12 protein-coding genes are annotated in these 17,380 nt (G+C 38.3%); 8 read left to right on the forward strand and 4 right to left on the reverse strand.

The window, feature by feature from the left end; translation table 11 throughout:
* The first annotated feature begins 5 nt into the window (after positions 1–5).
* Genes Q4489_RS00635 through Q4489_RS00670 form a run of 8 tightly spaced genes read left to right on the forward strand, consistent with a single transcriptional unit; the run spans position 6 to position 11,181 of the window.
* Positions 6–2,261: a heparinase II/III family protein gene (locus tag Q4489_RS00635; protein WP_303475718.1), complete on the forward strand. Its 2,256-nt coding sequence runs from the start codon at positions 6–8 to the stop codon at positions 2,259–2,261.
* The gene (locus Q4489_RS00640; RefSeq protein ID WP_303475720.1) at positions 2,254–3,750 is read left to right on the forward strand and encodes a chondroitinase-B domain-containing protein; all 1,497 of its coding nucleotides are present in this window, start codon (positions 2,254–2,256) and stop codon (positions 3,748–3,750) included. The genes Q4489_RS00635 and Q4489_RS00640 overlap by 8 nt, the downstream gene beginning before the upstream one ends.
* 4 nt (positions 3,751–3,754) lie before the next feature.
* Positions 3,755–4,960 carry a glycosyltransferase gene (locus Q4489_RS00645; protein ID WP_303475722.1) on the forward strand — a complete coding sequence of 402 codons (1,206 nt, stop codon included), beginning with the start codon at positions 3,755–3,757 and terminating at the stop codon, positions 4,958–4,960.
* Positions 4,960–6,462 carry a lipopolysaccharide biosynthesis protein gene (locus tag Q4489_RS00650; RefSeq protein WP_303475725.1) on the forward strand — a complete coding sequence of 501 codons (1,503 nt, stop codon included), beginning with the start codon at positions 4,960–4,962 and terminating at the stop codon, positions 6,460–6,462. The genes Q4489_RS00645 and Q4489_RS00650 overlap by 1 nt, the downstream gene beginning before the upstream one ends.
* Positions 6,463–6,487: 25 nt before the next feature.
* On the forward strand, positions 6,488–7,624 hold the full coding sequence (locus Q4489_RS00655; RefSeq protein WP_303475728.1) for a hypothetical protein: 1,137 nt from the start codon (positions 6,488–6,490) through the stop codon (positions 7,622–7,624).
* Positions 7,624–8,811, forward strand: a complete 1,188-nt coding sequence (locus tag Q4489_RS00660) for an aminotransferase class V-fold PLP-dependent enzyme (protein WP_303475730.1) — start codon at positions 7,624–7,626, stop codon at positions 8,809–8,811. The genes Q4489_RS00655 and Q4489_RS00660 overlap by 1 nt, the downstream gene beginning before the upstream one ends.
* On the forward strand, positions 8,798–10,270 hold the full coding sequence (locus Q4489_RS00665) for a lipopolysaccharide biosynthesis protein (protein WP_303475733.1): 1,473 nt from the start codon (positions 8,798–8,800) through the stop codon (positions 10,268–10,270). Before Q4489_RS00660 ends, Q4489_RS00665 begins: the two co-directional genes overlap by 14 nt.
* A gap of 11 nt (positions 10,271–10,281) precedes the next feature.
* Complete coding sequence (locus Q4489_RS00670; RefSeq protein WP_303475738.1) at positions 10,282–11,181, forward strand: glycosyltransferase family A protein; 900 nt, start codon at positions 10,282–10,284, stop codon at positions 11,179–11,181.
* Between the two features lie 111 nt (positions 11,182–11,292).
* Here Q4489_RS00670 and Q4489_RS00675 read toward each other — a convergent pair whose 3' ends face one another.
* From Q4489_RS00675 to Q4489_RS00690, 4 genes are read right to left on the reverse strand one after another with little or no spacing between them, the layout of a single operon-like run.
* Positions 11,293–12,366 carry a hypothetical protein gene (locus Q4489_RS00675; RefSeq protein ID WP_303475740.1) on the reverse strand — a complete coding sequence of 358 codons (1,074 nt, stop codon included), beginning with the start codon at positions 12,364–12,366 and terminating at the stop codon, positions 11,293–11,295.
* A gap of 22 nt (positions 12,367–12,388) precedes the next feature.
* A complete protein-coding gene (locus Q4489_RS00680; RefSeq protein ID WP_303475743.1) occupies positions 12,389–13,162 on the reverse strand; it encodes a sulfotransferase family 2 domain-containing protein in 774 nt (257 codons plus the stop codon).
* A 32-nt stretch (positions 13,163–13,194) separates the two neighbouring features.
* A complete protein-coding gene (locus Q4489_RS00685; RefSeq protein WP_303475746.1) occupies positions 13,195–16,146 on the reverse strand; it encodes a hypothetical protein in 2,952 nt (983 codons plus the stop codon).
* 52 nt (positions 16,147–16,198) lie between these two features.
* A complete protein-coding gene (locus Q4489_RS00690; RefSeq protein WP_303475749.1) occupies positions 16,199–17,380 on the reverse strand; it encodes a hypothetical protein in 1,182 nt (393 codons plus the stop codon).

The raw sequence follows: 17,380 nt of genomic DNA on the forward strand, positions 1-17,380 counted from the left end.
CTATTATGAGGCTCAAACACGCCTATTTTGTCAGTTCTGGGATCATTGCGCATATTAGCATCGTGATCTTCATTATTTTGGTGGCTAAGTTTTATGATTTGTCGCCAAGGCAGTTTGTGTTTAAGTTATTTGAACGGTCAGGTGCGCAGAGTCAACTTGTTGATGATATGTTGTTAAATAAAGATTTTATTGAGCAGCATTTAACAGCATTTGACATACCTGAACTTAAATCACCGCGAACATATCTACCGCAAATCGCTCAATTACAAGCGAATGAGTTAGCGGTTAGTCGTTTAAAAACACCTCAATTTAAACATTATGACCCCTGTTTATTTTCTGGCATGTTTTGGAACGTTGCCTGCTATTTAACAACCAAAGATCAATCATTGTCTCCGTTAGTGGTCAATAGTTTACAGCAGTTTACCCTTACCACGCCTAACGCATCGGGCCATTATGGCAATGGCTGGCAATTAGCGTTTATATATAGCTCAGTAAAAAACACGTTAAATATAAACGCTGAACAGCGACGTATCATTAATGAAAAATTACGGGTTGCGATAAATCATTATTTGTTATTGCTTAATGATAAAAGTGCATCGATGTGGCACGGGCGTGCAAGTTTAATTGCTGAGATGTGGCTTTGTGTTCTAGCTTTAGATAAACCTACAACGACAGAGTTAAGCAACACTGCTCCACATTTGTATGCTTTAGTGAGTGCAATGGAATTAACACAAGCATGGCCGGAAGGGTTTAACTACTGGATAAATTCGAGAGCGTATCCAATAACATTAGCACTATCAGGTTATTTACAGGGCACTCAGCCGGATAAATGGCATCACAGAATTCAAGCGATTATGAATAAAGTTGGCCTTTGGCATATCTATGCGACACGTCCAGATAATCGCGTTGAACCGCTTGGTGATGAAGGCCCTCGATTAGATCTAAAAGACGAAACACGTCGCGTTATCGATATTATTGCACAAACGACGAACAATCCTGTATTTCATGAGTATTCGTTGCAACTTGAAGGGGTACATGGGCGAGAAAGCTATTATCGAGGTTATCGTTGGGGGTTTAGTTTATTTAATCAATGGCATGTACCTGCTTATCAAAACAATCAAATTGCTCATTTACCTAAAGCTGAGGTGTTTGGGCTACCTTACTTTGGCCAAGCGTATATTCGTCAACATTGGCAGTCTGACGCAAGTTTTATGTCTTATCGTAGTGGTAGTAGTTTTACCCATCATGGTCATTATGACAGTGGTCATATAACGTTATTCAAAGGCGCCCCGTTATTGGTTAATAGTAGCCAGTACCAAGGCTTTCAAAAAGCAAATCGACTTGATTACTCCATCCGAACTATTGCCAAAAATTCGATCGTTATTTCTGGTGATAATCTGACGGAAATTGATGGTGGTCAGCGCGTTGTTTTACCAACGGGGAGTGCCATTTTTAGCCCTAAACATTGGCTTAATAATCGTAATAAAGGCCAATATCTCATTGGTGGAGAAATAAAACAATTTTTTAATGCGACAACTTATACCTATATTAATTCTGATTTAACGAAGGCTTATCATAGTGCATGGTTACCTAATACAAGCACAAATGATCTTATAAATAGTATCAAGCGAGAGGTTTTATACTTACGTAAACTTGATGTACTTATTGTTAGAGATCAAATACAAACGGGGAACAATGAACAGCAAGCTAAGCTTTTGTATCATACCGTTAATAAGCCGATGGTAGATCATCAAGTTTTAGTCAAAGGCGAGTTAAACAATGGCATCATAAGCACCGATAATAACGAGTTGTTCATAGAAAATGGCAAGGGAAAATTGGTGACTGAAGTGATGGGCGATGTTGAACATATTCAATTAGTCGGCGGCAAAGATTTTCAGTTTTACTTAGCAAGTGTTGATGAAAATAAAGATGAAGGCCTTTCTGTTAGTACGATATCTTCGGCGCCAAAATGGCGCTTTGAAATTATCCTGCCAAAAAGTAATACCAAACAAGAGGTCTTTACTATTCACCGACCTTCACTAGAAACGTTCAGTAATAAGCGCACTACGTTACATACTTTAGATAGTGGTAGGCGTTGGTTACAAGTAGAGAATACCGCTGTGTTTTACGGTGATATTGAAGCTAACATGGTTAATAATCTCGATAAATCAATCACAACCATTTATCAATGTGATATTGCGACTGAAAACACTGAGCAGGGTTGTGCTGTTCTTGATAGACAAGAGCACTTTTATGAATAACGTTATTCATTTAATCAAGCGTGCAGTAATACGCTATCTCTATATTGTTGGCATATTGTTTAATATAGGTTTAGTACTTGCAGTTGTAGTAAGCGTATTTTTTAGTCTCTATGTTTACCGTTCATACCAACTTCCTGCTTATGTTTTTTTTGAAAAAGCAGAACAAAGCTTAGCGAATAATCAGTCGCCGTTATTAAACAAATTAGCGTTACCAGCGGGCATATTATCAAAATGGTTATCTCCGATAAGCGATAACAAGCGTTTATCAGTGAGTGGTCATGAGCAAATTATCGGCGCTCATGAATTACATTCTCATGTACCCGATTATCGCGGCAAAGAAGAACGACTATACCCACACTATCAGCAGCTAGCAGCTAGCAGCTATTCTCGCACTGTTCATGTAAATTCTACTAAAGCTTTATTAAAAGCAATAAAAACCGCGCAACCAGGTGATGATATTGTTATTGCCAGAGGCGATTATTTTATTAAGCAACCTCGTATTTACCTCACCGTAAATGGTGAGAAATACCAACCGATTCGCATACGAGCAGAGCGTTTTGGGGATGTGACCATCGGCTTGTCATCTTATGAAGGCTTTGTGATGCAAGGTAATTATTGGTCGATTGAAAATTTAAAAATTAATGGCGAATGTAAAAAGCACCTCTCATGTGAACACGCCATACATATTGTTGGCGGCCAAAATATTATCGTTCGCAATAATGAAATCACTAATTTTAATTCAATTATTAAAGCGAATGGTAGTGGTAAGTCGACTCAACGCTTATACCCTGATGATATTTTAATTGAGCAAAACAGTTTTTATAACACCAGTAGACGAAATACCCATACCGCAGTGACCTTGATTGATGTGGTTGCGGGTGATAACTGGTTAGTACGTAAAAATATCATCGCTGGAAATAGTAAAAATGGTAGTGATCGCACTAGTTACGCGGCTTTTCTTAAAGGCAATTCTTCAAATGGCTTATTTGAACGAAATATAGTTGATTGTGATAAAAACCTAGAGCAAGACGGTTCTACTCGTATAGGTTTGTCTTTCGGTGGCGGCGGCACCGGTACCGCTTATTGTCGTGATGCAAATTGCGCAGCAGAACATCGAAACGGTGTTATGCGCAATAATTTAATCCTTAATTGCCAACGAGATGTTGGGGTGTATCTAAACAAAGCCAATAACAGCCAATTAATACATAATACCATCATTAATAACCTTGGCGTTGATGTACGCTTTAGCGCTAGTGATGTTGTAAGTCGAGCAAACTTGACCACATCAGCAATTAGAGAGCGTGATGGCGGGCAGTTAATCAGCCACGAAGATGTTGTTATTAAAGAAATTAATGTTGAAAATATTCCATTGACGAACAGTGAAGCATCTGATGATTTATGCGGCGATAGTCGTGGTAAGTTCAGTGCAGTTGGCGCGATGAATCGGCAGTGTTTAGGTAAAATAAGAATTATTAAGGAGAATAATTAATTCCATGAAAAGAATTTTAATGGTGGCCTTAGACTTTCCTCCTTGTAAGAGTGCCGGCGTACAACGTACGCTGAAATTTGCCGAGTACTTACTCGACTTTGGTTGGGAGCCTATCGTATTAACGGTAGAAGAAAGTGCACATGAACAAATAGATACAAGCCAAATCGTTTCTGAAAAAATAAAACACGTTTACAGAAGTTTTAGTTATAACGCTTCGCGTGATTTTTCTTTTCGAGGTAAGTATTTAAGCGTCATGAAAGAACCCGATCGCTGGTGGACTTGGCGCTTTACGGCCGTTCCATTAGGCAAAAAACTAATAGAGCAATATCAACCAGACGTGATTTGGTCTACTTACCCCGTTTCAACCGCTCACAATATTGCCTATTCTTTAGCAAAACATAGCGGTTTGCCGTGGGTTGCTGATTACCGTGATCCTGTTCAGAGTCGTTACGATGACACCATTAAACCTGTATTGAATATTTCCCGCGCGATTGAAGAAAAAACCATTAATAATGCCTCAGCGGTTGTGTTTACTACTGATAGAGCGTCAATACTTTATCAATCGTTATATCCTGATTTACCTCTTAAAAAGTTTCATGTGATTGAAAATGGCTATGATGAAGGAAACTTTCAATTAGAGGAAGTTAAATCAGGTGGTGAAAACAAAACATCAAAATTAACCTTGCTGCACAGCGGTGCTGTTTATGTTAATGGCCGAGATCCAGATGAAATATTTAAAGCCATCGCAACCTTAAAGCAAACAAATGAAATATCTTCCGACAATTTTGAGTTGGTCTTTCGAGGTATTGATGGCGCAAGTTACCAGTCAAGAATTACTGAGTTAAATATAACGGATTTGATTGTATTTAAACCTTCTATTAGTTACATGGAGTCGTTGAAAGAAATGATGGCTGCAGATGCATTGTTGGTAATTCAGGGGCCACTTTTTAGAAATCAAATACCAGGTAAATTATTTGAGTATATTCGCTCTACTTTACCTATTTTAGCGTTAACGTCTAAAACAGGTGCAACGGCTGATTTATTGCAAGACGTAGATATGGCTTACTCGGGTGAGTTTTCAAACGAGCTGGTTGATGGTATTAGAAATATTCAACAAGTAGGCACTAAAGTAAGAGAAAATTATCAAACATATTCTCGTTACGAGAAAACACGTCAATTAGTCACATTACTGAATGAATTAAATAGCTAATGTCTGAACTAAAACGAAAGACGATTAGTGGTGTCGCATTTTTGTCGCTAGGCAAAGGTGCCGGCAAGTTGATTTCATTCGTTAACACATTGATCTTGGCTAGAATTTTAGCACCTGAAGATTATGGATTACTTGCCATGGCGATGGTATTCATTGGTATTTTGGGCTTTTTCAGCGATATGGGCCTCGGTATGGCCATTATCCAAAAAAGTGGTGTTACCAAAAAGCAGACGACTGCCGTTTTTTATTTAGCCATTGTAAACAGTGTGCTGCTAGCGACCTTATTGTTTTTAATGTCTGGGTATATTGCATCATGGATGGAAAGTGAAGCGCTAGCACCTATTCTTGCTACGATGGCATGGCTAATGATCACTAATGCCATGTTTGTAGTGCCTGAATCACTGTTAGCTAAAGAGATGCAGTTTAAACTGATTTCATTTGTTGAATTCATTACGATTATATTGCAATGCGCGATTACCTTAATGTTGGCTATTTATGACTATCAAGTATGGGCGTTAGTTATTGGCACGATGGCGGCAAGTGTGATTAAACTGCTGTTGTTTTTTATGTTGTCAAAGTGGCGACCATGCGGGTTTGAGGGAATAAGTGCCGCTTTTTCGTTATTGAGATATGGCGCATCGGTCACTTACTCGCGAGTAACGTGGTTTGTGTACACTAATATTTCAATTTTGATTTTAGGCAAAATGAATGGAGAAAAACAAACGGGGATTTTTTCGATGTCGCAATCTTTGGCAAATCTTCCGACCGAACATTGTACTAACCTCGTTGTACAAGTGGCTTCGCCACTATTTTCAAAGGTACAGACAGAGCTCACTTCACTGACCAATGCGTTATGTCGATTAACAGCAGGCATCGCATTTTTAACCTTTCCAATGCTTGCTGGCGTTATTGTAACTGCGCCAGAACTCGTTATCGTTTTATTAGGTGATAAATGGGCAAGTGCCGTTATACCCTTGCAATTTCTTTGCGTAATGGGCTTTTGTAAAGCAATTGACCCCCTTATCACGCAAGCCTTAATTTCTTCAGGTCGAGCAAATGTTGCTGCACACTATACGTCAATATGTGCTGTTGTTATTCCAATTGCGATCTTTATTGGTAGTTACTTCTATCAAATTAATGGTGCTGCATTTGCATTAAGTGCGACCTATCTTTTGCTATTTAGTTATTTGTTGATCTGCGCGAAGCGTCATTTAGGTTTGTCGATATCGCAATATTTATTCCTGCTTAAAACGCCTGTATCAGGTGCTATTGTTATGGCGATTGTATTAATTTTAACGAAAACGATGGTATTATCTCTCTGGCCATTGTTGGAGATAACTTCACTTATCATACAAGTGATGTTAGGTGCATTGAGTTACTTTGTTTGGATTGTGTTCTTTAGGCGTAAAGATCTGTATTACTTACGGGATTTATTATCAAGCGCAGGCATAGCGAACCGTTTGCTTAATCGCTGGCCGTTTGTGGCAAAAAATTCGCCTTAATGATGTGTAAAATGGAAATTTAATAATGACAGTAGAAGTAGTAGTGGTAGGCTCGGGTTTAAATGCCTTAGGTGTTATGCGTTCATTAGGTCATGATGTCGAATCAATATTAGTGACGCAGGAAAATGTTGCGGCGCGTTATACTAAATTTGGTAAGAAGCATTTTGTAGCATCAACAACCGATAACAAAATTATCAGTGAGCTTCAGCAGTTAGGGGCCCAAATAGATGGTCGTCCAGTGTTGCTGTTAACCGAAGAGAAAACAGTCGCCCTTGTTAGTGAGAATCGAGCAATACTCGCAGAATATTTTCAATTTCTATTGCCAACGCATACACAGCTACTTGGATTGCAATCAAAGTCAGATTTTCAATTAATGGCAGAAAAATCAGGTAGCTTGATCCCAAAAGCGTTAATTATGTCGGAAGCGACCGATATTGAAGCCGAAGCATTAACGTTTCCCTGCGTATTCAAACCTCTGTATCAAGATAAAGCATATAGTCAGCGCTTCAAAAAAGCATACAAAATGCATAACTGGGCTGATGTAAAAGCATTATATGCTGAGATTTCACCGATCATGCCGGATATGATTCTACAAGAGTGGATTGAGGGTGAAGACAGCGATATATATTTCAATTTAATGTATGTTGCCGAAAATGGTGACGTTGTGACGAGCTTTTCCGGCAGAAAAGTTCGCTCTTGGCCGCTCAATGTTGGCGGAACGGCAAGCTGTACCTCTACAAAAGAACATCATCACACCCTACATCAACAGACGAAAACATTTGTTGAAAGTATAGGTTATGTCGGCTTAATAGGTATGGAATATAAATTTGATGTCAACCGAAAAGGTTTTTACATGATAGAACCTACGGTTGGTCGCACAGATTATCAACATGAGATAGCTGCTTTATCGGGTTGCAATATATTGAAAGCAATTGTTGATTTTCACCTGGGCGGTAGCATCAAAGATCTTGTAAGCCCATCAAGTTATAACGAAGTGCTTTGGTTCGACGAAATCTCCGACGCTAATGCATTAGCCCATGGTGGGATAAAAATGGCTGATGAACCTAGTAAAAAATTTGGCGCACTTTTTCGTTTTTCTGACCTAGGTCCTTACTTTTTTGCTTTTAAACAAAAAGTAAAAAGACGGCTGAATATATCCTAATGATAAAAGTACGTGTATGCCAGTGGGGTTTCAAAGAATGGTGGATATTGTTCACCGCTTTAGTGTCATCTCATAAAAAAGCTCCCGAGCGCTTGAAAGATCGTCTTGCTCGTTATTTTCACCGAGAAATAGTGTTATTTAATTCTGGTCGAGCGGCAATAGCACTATGCTTACAGTTTGTACGTCAGACAAAAAAAGGTAAAACGGAAGTTATTATTCCTCGGTATATATGCACAAGTGTGATTGAAACTATCGAAAAGTGCGGCTTTCAGGCGATACATGCTCCAGTTAACGATGAGTTAAATCTAGATATAACGGCTTTACCTGCGTTTATTTCTGACCGCACCGCGGCGATTATTGCGCCGCATATGTATAGTTGTAGTGCAGATATTGAAGCAATAGCTTCACTTTCACGAGAGAAAAATATTTTTTTGATAGATGATGCTGCACAGGTCTTTGGTGTAAAGCATGCAGGCAGTCTATTAGGTACATTTGGTAATGCAGGTGTCTTAAGTTTTGCTCAAGCAAAATCAATCGTGACAGGCATTAAAGGCTCAGGTGGTGCATTGCTTATATCTGACCCAGAATTAAAAAGGTTTGTTGACGATAACGTGGCATCTTATGAACGTAATCGTGTCAGCTTTTCACGTATTGTTGAGTTTCTATGTGTCTATAAATGGCGTGGCATATTTGAAACCGCACATTATTACCTCGATAGAATTAAAACGTTATTGCAGGTGAATAAACCAACTGATGACTATGAACCTCGAAAAATAGCTTATTTGGATGCAGCCATTGCGTTGAGACAAGTTGACACTTTTAATCAGCGTTATAGCCAAACTTTGCAACGTTTAGCTATCTATCAACGAGAACTCTCCCAGCTGCCTTTTCTGTCTTTACCGCAAATAGCTAATGAAACGCGATATGTATCTCGTTTTATTGTCAGGCTTGCGTCAGAATCGCCGAAAGCGTTTCGTCAGTACCTTAAAGAACATGGTGTTGCATCAAAGCTGACTTACTTAAATGGTTCGAAGTTGTATGATGGTACCGCTGATTCTGGGCTGCTTGAATTGCCTTTACAGGATATCTCTACTGCAGATGTACAAAAAGTATGTAATGTATGTCAACAATACTCCAAGCACTTAACTGATCAAGAAGTAGTGGAAAACAATAATGTCACAAGATAGTCAAAAGCTTATTAGCAGCGCCGTATGGATGTTAGTCACTAGAATGATTATAAAGTCGCTAGGTATTGTGAGTTCTGTGGTGCTTGCCAGGTTACTTGTGCCTGAAGATTTTGGTTTAGTAGCAGTGGTCATGGCGATATATGCTTTTTTTAATATCTTTAGTGCCGCAGGTTTTAATTCTGCATTGATTCAACGTAAAGAGTTTGATCCTCAAGCCTATAGTACGGTTTGGACGACAAGTGTGCTGTTTGCAGTGTCGGCATTTATACTTTTTATCGTATCGGCTGACTTTGTTGCGGCTTATTATGAAGATGCTCGCCTGGAAAATATAATGTACGCGGTTGCAGCTTCATTTTTATTACAAGGTTTTTATAATACCGGCGTTGTTCACTTTCAACAAAGTCAAAACTTTAGACAAGAATTTTATTTTCAAGTGTTACCTAAGCTAATATCTTTTTTTATAACCCTTGGATTAGCGTTCACGCTTCGATCATATTGGGCGCTAGTCATAGGCATGTTATTTCATCAAATGTTAACCTTGATCACCAGTTACGTGATGCATAAATTTCGCCCTTATTTTACCTTGAAAGGCTTTAGGCGGTTATTTACTTTTTCAAAGTGGATCATACTGAACCAACTGCTTTACTTTTTTAATAATTTTTCAATTTCTCTTATTGTAGGTAAAACAATATCTTCAAGAGCAGCAGGTTTAATGGGGCTTAGTGTTGAAATGGCATCTTTCCCGGTGACAGAAATGGTTGCCCCCATCAATAAAGCTGCCTATCCAGCCTACGCTCGAGCAGCAGAAAATATAGCGCGTTTGACAAAGTTATATTTGGAATCATTAAACATGGTTTCATTGATTGTTTTACCAGCGGTAATGGGTATTTATTTAACAGCACCGTTATTAGTGCCTGTATTGTTGGGCGATAAATGGTTAGAAACTATCCCATTAATTCAGGCTATTTCAATTGCGAGTTTGTTTCTCGGGTTACAATCTACTAATGGTTATTTAATGATGGCATTAGGAAAACCACAGATATCAACACTGGTAGGGTTTATTCGCGCTGCTTGTATGTTGGGGGCTGTCATTACCCTAAGCCAGCTTCATGGGGTGATTGGAGCGGCAGCAGGGCTGTTAATTGCATCTGTTGTAGGTTTTTTGTTTTCGTATATATTTGTTTGGGTTTATTTAAAACTAAGTATTGTTGCGATGATCCGCAGTGTGTTAAATCCACTTGTTTCTGTTGTGGTAATGTTCGCTACAGTCACACTTGCTCATATACAATTATCGGGAATTAACCAGACCTTGTTATTGGCGATATTGGTGATAACAGGTGGTATTACTTATCTTGGCATGATTGCACTCCTATGGCGGTTAAATGGTTGCCCTGACGGAATAGAAAAAAAATTCTTGAACATTGTGCGAGTTCGCCTATTCAAATTAGAAGTGATTTAAAGAGAGTAAACGTGAAGCAGGATATAACGGTAAGTATAGCGACAACCGCGGAAGGAAAGCGTAAACATCAACTTGAAAGGGCAATAGAGAGTGTGTTGTCTCAGGAAGGGTGTTCATTTAAATTACACATCATTATAAACGGTGATCGATTCGATAAAGCGTTTCGAGCACAATTAGAGCAAGATCAACGGTTCACCTGTTTTTATCGTGAAGAAGGGCACTTACCAAAAGCCTTAGTTTACGCTAGGCAAGTGATTGATACTGAATATTTTTGCTTTCTTGATGATGATGATGAACTGTTATCTAACTCTTTATCACACCGGCTAAATGGTTTCGACACCACGCTTGATGTGGTTGTTGGTAATGGTGTTAGGTGTGATACACAAACAAAAGAAGAAGTGGTTTCACACCCGTCTTTTGATCAGTACCATCAAGATGCCATGCTGGCATTGTTTGGAAAAAGCGGCACTTGGTTATCAAGTTGCGCTGGTCTATTTAGAACGTCTGCGATTCCTACTGAGTATTTTTCAGATTATATTAAATATGCTGAATGGAGTTATTTAGCCTTCAAAATTGCGCTAAATCATCAAGTAGGGTTTGTTAATAAGCCTTGTCATCGCGTTAATATTCAACCAGGTTCACTGTCTAGTCATAGTGCGTATTTAGAAGGGCAAATGGCTTTGCTTCAGGCATTAAAGAATATGCAATTACCCGCTCGAGTGATGTCTTTATTTAATGATAAATTGATTGATACATGCCATGTTCTGTCGGTTCATTATCTGAGTGAGGGTGAAACGTCTAAAAGCTGGAAAGCACATTTTGCCTCGATGAAAACATGGAAAGGCTTTTGTCAGTATGTGTTATACACCCGACATGTGATTTTAGGTAGTGTTAAGTCACTCAATAAGTAGCCGTTACCTAAGTAAAATAACGGCGATAACGTTGATTAGTTTTCAGCGACACCTTTATTTTTCGTTAGCTATCAGGCCAACGTTTTTAAAACAATGGTGGCCGCTGAAGAGTTAATGTTTCTCTAGGGTAAAAAGTTTTCCACTAAAATGCGCTGTATTTGTTGTTGTAAATAAAAACTGGTTATCAGGTACAGTACCAATGGGTTGGTAAACATACGCATACTTAGAGCCATTAATTTCAGGTGATGCTTGATAGGGAAAAGCTTTTACTTTACGCCAATTTTTTCCGTCGGCGCTGAACCAAATGGCAGCTTCTTCAGCGATTGCTTGTTGGCAGCCCGGTTCGTAATTAACCCCGAGATAATAACCGCCAGACTGTGTTTTTGTGCAGTGATATGCTGGAGCGTCAATCTTGGCGACTTGCTCTAATTCATTCGTGTGCAAATCAAATCGATAAATATAATTAATGTCGTCTGCAGAAGCGTCTTTTCCTGCATCCATCCCCCAAACTAGCGCATCGTTAAAAAACATCAGTGAAACTGCGCGCCAAGTTTGACTGCCGCCATTAAATTTTTCTATTGTTGTAAAGTTATCATCGGTATAGAAAAACCATGATTGTTGGTCGGAATCACCGGTGGTTATCCAAATTTTCTCACGAAAGTCATCCCAATAAACTCCATGAATATGCTTTATTTCTTCGCCGGTAAATGTATGTTGTATTTGGAGAGTAGTGCCATTATTAACAATACCAATAATATTAATTTCTCTGCCTTTTTGATTAGCATATTCGCCAAAATATACGTTTCCATCGGGTGTAATTGCGATACCGTTTCTAAGCGGAGGTAAAATATTACTCGTGGTAAATTCGAAAATAGTAGTAGCGACATTTTTATCGTTAGCAGGGTCAAACCGATACACTTTGTCATAAATCACCAACACGACTTTTGATGGCAGCTCAATGACATGACCTAGCCCCATTCCTTTATTTAGTTTTCGTACCAATGCACTTCTGGCGATTTTATCTTTAATTTTTGCTACAAACCCTTCACCGTTTGGTGGAATTTGAAAAAAACGCTCAAATTTTTCAGTGTTATAGATATATTTGTAAACAATGTGATCATTAACAACTAAACAATAATCTTCTGTGGAAAAATGAGGGTAATAATCATTTTTTAATTTTTTCATTTTTTAAAACAAGCTTTTGAAGTTAATTTAAGAGTGACGCTCTATTTTTTACCTGTTCACTTATAGAACTATTGTCGAAGTTGTAGCCTAATGTTTTTATGTCTTGTTCGTAGACCTGCTCAACTATCTTTTTTGTTTTATCTGTGTAATAAGTCATATAATTATTATGTTGGCTTTTATTCTGAATAGAGATTTCCGCATCGATGTTGAGTTTATTTGATATGAATTGAAAGTCATCATCCATATTTTCTAAGAAACCAATAAAATCTAATGCCACCTTTTCGTGCCTATCAAGAATGTAATGTGTTTGAGGACGAAAGTGGTGCCATTTTTGAATATTCTCTTTATTTACCCATTCAGTTACAAATTGATCAAAGCTAGAAAACATAGATAACTCTTTTTCAAACCATGTTTTGTCTTTTTCGCCAAAACCACCTTTTTGAAGAAAAAAGTAGGCAGAAACCAATCTATCCCAAGGGTTTCTAACAAAAGTAAACTTATAATAGTTTTTAATATTTTTTGGCTCAAATATCACTAAGTACTCATTTATTGATGTATGTCCTCCAGCTAGGTTTCCAAATAACTTTTTACAGACAGAAACACCCGCGCATTTTGGAATGTGAACAAATATTGCCTTATTATCATCAAAAGGTTTGTAAGAATAACCGTCACTTGTTTCAATTTTTCTCTTTGTTTGCAACGCGTCGAATATTTTTGGGTTGTGTTTTTTATAAGCGAAACGCAACAATCTAAGGTAAATATTATCAGGTATAATACTTACTAGCTTTTTTTTCATATTATCTTCCATAATTAAAGTTTCAAACTTATTTATCTTGGCGTTAAAGCCCATTTAGGATTTGAATGATAGCTTTCTTTATTCGCAATATTGCTTTGGATAAAGCGCCATAACGGTGTGCCATTCTCTTGTTCTTTAACATATGAAGCAGCACTCATCGCGATTGAGTAATAACCGTGCTCAGTATCTTGTCCAGCGGCCACGTTTGTTACCAGTTGCTCTACATATGACGTTTGGTAATTACCAAAAACGTTTTGCCAATTATCAAACCAGTTTGTCTGATTGTCGTGTGTAGGTAACACGTAAGCAAATAATAGGTTAGGTTCAATGTCGTATGAAAAAATGCCTCTTATCGGACGGGATGAATATTCTAGTAATTTATCCGTCGGCCAACCTAACTCTGCAGCACGTCCCATTGCACTGACCACAAAGTTTTGCATCCAAGGTGCAGTTGCGCGTGATACATTCTCAGTCTTAACAAATTTATCATTAACATATGAGGCACTGGTGATCCCAGAACCCCAATAGCCGAGTTCAGAAGGCTCACCGTTACCCACAAATGCGGTTGATATGTTGTCATAAGAAAAATCATATAAATCTTGTAATGCTGGTTGGCTATTACCTACGCGGTATTTACCTTCCCAAAGAGCGATGCCGTTTGAGATTAATTGACCAAAATATGTTTTTTCGTGAAAACCATCTGGAATAATGTCGTATGTATGTACACGTGTGCGTAAATGCCAAGCTTGAGCGCGCACTTCGCCAGAATACATCGCACCTTCACTGCCTGTTGGGCCCCGACCATAACTGCGTTTATAGGCTTTTGCATTACTATCACCACTAACAAATGCAGCAGAAAATAGCATTTGCTCTAAGTAATAATATTCGCCGGATAATAAATATTGTAATGAAGAAATATCAGGGTGATGTGCGGTATCAGGTCGCCAAGGTGTCGAGTCGACTTCACCTACATAAGGTATTTTATCGTTTTCATCGATTTCATGCCAATTTGGTCTGTATGTCCAGTGTGTTGGGCGAGCACCAGGTGCCATCGATACTATTCGTCCTAAACCTGATACTTCCTTTTCAAAGTCAAAGGTTCTTTCGTCATCACCTTCACGGTAGTGCATTGGCCAATTTCCAGAGAGGTCTGCCTGGGTAAACGCAATGTCGGCTAAACGCCAATCACCTGTATATAACCATTTTACTGTCCAAGAAGGGTACAAGCCAATATCTGGTCTTCCCCCAGCAGTTGCCATAGCAGGTTGCCAAAACCCTTTTTGATAAATATCGGTACTTCTTGATTGCCATTCATTCCAATAGGCAGTTATTTTATCTGCAGGAATCACTTTGGTGGTATCGAAGTTAGGTACTGAAGGCGTTTGTACAAGATAAGCTAGGTTATGATCAACAGTAATGGGTGAATCATCATATGTTGAGAATTTTTTTGTCCATCTTGTTCTTGCTTGATGGTTGATATCATCTTTTTGGTAAACTAAAGCCTGTTCAGTACCTAAATGTAACGTTACATCGTAAAGCTGATCTTGTAACGTTGTGGTATTGATATTCTCACTGACAAAACGAACTGAATATTCACCTAAACTTTTCCAATAGGTAACATAAAATAACGGCCGAATAGATTTATATTCATCGCTACCAACATCATAGCTTCTTTGTGATGAATGATCTGCCATTAACAATGTTGTCGCAACAGGGCCATCTTGCCATAAGGTAAAATGATTGTTAGTTAATAAATTACGTGCAGATACGGTGCGTTCAGTGCCGTCAAAATTATAGGTAATCGTTGCATCAAAACCAATTTCGCTAGCAAGTAGTTGGTTTTTATTAAAAGGTGTAAAGCTTTCAGGCGTTTCATTAACGACATTAGCAATAACGGTACTATTTTCCTCTAACGAACCTAAGACAAAGCTAAGTATTGCATGCTTGACCGAGCCGTCATCATAACGTTGTTTAACCGTCGCTTGAGCTGCAACATTTTGACCATTTATACGAATGGTTGGGCTATGGGTAATTTCTCCTTTAATAAAAGGTCGTGCAATTTGTATGGGTAAATTTGTTCTTTCTTTATCAACAGGTTCTTTGATTGTTATGGTATTGGTGGTGGGCTCGATAGGTTCTTCTTCAAAAAATGCAGAAATGTTCAGTGTTTCAGAAATATTAAGGGTACAAGTTGTTGCTGATACAGGGCAGTTTTCCCATGATAGAAAATCAAAACCGCTGCTACCGATACTTTCAAATGTTAATTGTGTATTTTTATCGACAGAGTATTGGCAGTAATTGGTACAGGTTTCATCTAATTGTTCAATATGCACACTACCATTACCCGTTACATTAAGGTTTACATTAACTTTATTCTGCCCTGATTGCTCAAAATTAGCATGTACACTGGAATAGCCATTAACGATTATATCGCAAGTCGGTTTTGTTGTTGGGCAGTTATCACTCCAGCCTGTAAATTCGGCACCAGACTCAGGTTGTGCGACTAAGGTAACTACGGTATTTGCAGTAAGATGGTATTCACACTCAACATCACAGGTTTTATCTAGTTGCGGAATTGAAACGGTACCATTGCCTTTTGCTTGCACTAATAATACCGCAACGTCTTTTGGCGTAAACTCTGCTTTTACGCTTTTATTGCTGTTTAACGTGATTTTACACTCTTGTTCTTGCTGACAACCTTCCCAGCCGTTAAATTGGAATGCATCAGTGTTTGTCGTAGCGACTAAAGTTACGGTTGAATGGGCTTTAGCATTGATTGTGCAATCTTGAGAGCAGCTTTGATTTAGCTCAACAAGATCTACTTTGCCCTCACCATCACCCGTAAACTGAATATTGATAGAATAATCATCAATAGGTGTAATAATTGCTTTTGAGTCACTGTCGCCACCACCGCCACAAGACGCGAGTGTACAGGTAATGAAAATAGATAATATTCGAGCCAGTTGCTGTCGAAAATGAAGCATATAAACTTAATCCTATTGCGCTGAAAAATGTACGTCACTGTATGGTTATTAATTATAGTTGCTCAAGCAATTGATGCCAATGATGAGATGAGTTTTTTAATGCTTGAATTTCACTTTCGAAATTAGGCGTGAGGGCTTTATTGTCAAGGCGTTGACCAAAATCAGAAGTATCTCCAGAAAAGATACTCTTTATCAACACATTACCAAGCAATACATTGTAATGGGCAGGCTCCCAATACCATTGCATTTTTTGATGTTGAAGCATTAATTTTTCAGGCTCTAAAGTATATTGATTAAAGCCGCTAAAATCCCACAAGCTTATCTGTTGTGATTTATGGTCACGTACAACATCGGCCAATGTTTTTTTCCATTGTAAGTAAAGGTCAAAGTAACCCTGTTGATCAATGGCGTGTAAATAACTGTAATGATAAGGGTTTATGAAAAGGTGTAATGTGATATTTTTGCTTTCTGCCACCCTTATTAATTCAAGCAGCTTTTCAAACTTGGGGCTAATGGGGGTACCTTCGTTACTGGTTAATTGCCATGGCTTTTGACTTAACTTTTCTTTTACAAAATTTAATTTTTGTTTAAAAAGAGGTTTTTTCCCTTCTGATTCAAGAATTTTAACATATGCTTGAGCACTATTTAGACCGAAAGGCCCGATGCTATCTACCATTGAATATTGTTGGCTCATCGTAAAAAGTGATGATATAAGTGCATCGACTGAATAGACTAAAGCTAAACGCTCCGTGTAACGTTTCTTTGCGTGTTGAAAACCTTTGGCCGAGAATACACGGTGGCCATAACTCGTTTTTGTGGCATTGGTTTCATTGCCTGTAGGCGTTACTAAAAAATCAAAAAAATCTAAACCAAACACAATGGTTTCAAGGTTTGGGCTAGTTTGAATAGCGTGGTAAATGTGATCAATCTGAGAATGTAAAGTAGCGCCAGCTAAACCAAGGTTATAAACTTTTTTGCCTTTAAATGCGGGGTGATAAGGAGATAAGCCCATTTCTACACGAGAATTGCCCATCAATAACACATCAGGTTTAATTTGCTCAACGCGATAGGGTTTACTTATCCGCACTCGGTTGCTTGCTTCGGGTTTAATTTTGTTGATATTACTGATTGTCGGTGACCAATACATGCCGAAAGGGTCAACAAACCAGTTAAGTCCACCAATAATAATTAGTAATAAAGCAATGATGAGGCTAAATTTCTTTAAATAAGTCAT

Source organism: Thalassotalea sp. 1_MG-2023 (assembly GCF_030546745.1).
Classification (GTDB): domain Bacteria; phylum Pseudomonadota; class Gammaproteobacteria; order Enterobacterales; family Alteromonadaceae; genus Thalassotalea_C.